Consider the following 1,648-nt stretch of genomic DNA (forward strand, 5'->3'; position numbering starts at 1 on the left):
CGCTCTAAGTCGCGCCTGCCGGCCTGGAGCGGCGGCGTCCCATCATGATCAGAGTGAGACGGGGAGAGAGATTGTGATCGTGGGAAAAATCGGGCTGGCGGCCGTGACGGCCGCAGCGACTTTCTGTGCTGGAGTTCTGGCGGCATGTGGTGGAAGTGCGGGAGGCCCCGAGCGGCCCGGCCCGACCGATGCGGTGAAGGCTGGTGGCGCATTGACCATCGGCGCGGCCCAGGGCATCAAGACGCTCAATCCAGTGACCAAGGGCAACGCCTGGGAGCAGGTGCTGTTCAGCCTGTTATGGGATGGTTTGGTCAAGACCGGGAGTGATGGGAAGCTGCAGCCCGACCTGGCCACCTCGTGGTCGTCCTCCGCGGATCTGAAGACCTGGACCTTCCAGTTACGGCCGGACGTCAGGTTCTCCAACGGGAAGGTGCTCACCCCGGACGACGTCGTCTCGACGATCAAGTACTACCAGAACCCCGATACGGTTACCCAGCTCAAGAACAACGTGGCACCGATTGTCAGCGTGCGGGCGGACGAGGCGAACACGGTCGTCTTCACGCTCAGGACTCCGAACGCCCTGTTCCCGGCGTCGATCCAGATGGTGAAGATTGTTGACACGAACTCGCTGGCCAGTATAGCGGAGAGCCCGGCCGTCACCGGGCCGTTCCGGGTCAGAAAATTCTCCGCCGATGATCATTTGACCCTGGAGCGGAATCCGAGCTATTTCGGCCCCGCTCCCAAACTGGACCGCATCGAGTTCGTCAAGGCCGCCGACTCGGCCGCCGCGGTCACCGCGCTGAAGGCCGGCGACCTCGACGCGCTCTGGTCGGTGCCGCTTTCGCAGGTGACGACCGTCGAGAACAGTTCGGGGCTCACCGTGGTGAAGCCCGCCGTCATAGGCCAGTATGTGAGCTGGGAGGTGGACACCACCAAAGCGCCCTTCGACAACGTGCGGGCCCGGCAGGCGCTGGCCTACGCGACCGACCAACGCGCGATCCTCAAGGCCGCGTATTTCAATCAGGGCATCATCTCCACCACAAACGATCCGTTGCCGAGTAATCAGGCCAGCTACGGCGGCCGCCTCACCGACTACACCTACGACCTGGACAAGGCCAAAGCACTGTTCACCGCGGCCGGTGTCGGTCCGGGCAGCACCCTCGTCTGGTGGGGGGTGGCCAACCAGTATCCTGAGTGGAGCACCAGCGCACAGATCCTGCAGGCCAGTCTTGCCAAGATTGATATTAAGCTGCAGATCACGGATACCGACATAGCCTCCTGGCCCGGAATCTTCTACCCGGCTGGAAAATCTTTTCCCGGGAAGATTATTCCGAATTTCCAGTCCTATCCCGCGGATCCCGCCGAAGAGCTCTCGTTTCTGTTGACCGGGCGCTGTGAGTGCAACTGGAACAACGCCGCGTTCGACACGCTTTACGGCAACGCACTGGCCACCGTCGACCCGGCCCAGCGACAGCAGGCCTGGCAGCGGGTGCAGGAACTGGTCAACGAACAGGTGCCGATCTTCGTTCCGCTACAGTTCGGAACCCTGACCGCGATCAAGCGCTCCGTGGTCGGGCTGTGGGTCGACAGTGGCGGCAACCCGCATCTCGAGGATGCCGGGCTCAGAAGCTAGTGGTCGCCGCCGGAA

1 protein-coding gene is annotated in these 1,648 nt (G+C 63.0%); it reads left to right on the forward strand.

Annotated features, from left to right (window positions below):
- On the forward strand, window positions 1-1,633 hold a 1,633-nt coding region (locus MJ777_RS16195; protein WP_239377048.1), incomplete at its 5' end, for an ABC transporter substrate-binding protein.
- Between the last annotated feature and the right edge of the window lie 15 nt (window positions 1,634-1,648).

Origin of the sequence: Protofrankia sp. Cj5, assembly GCF_917627405.1 — a bacterium.
Taxonomy (GTDB): domain Bacteria; phylum Actinomycetota; class Actinomycetes; order Frankiales; family Frankiaceae; genus Protofrankia.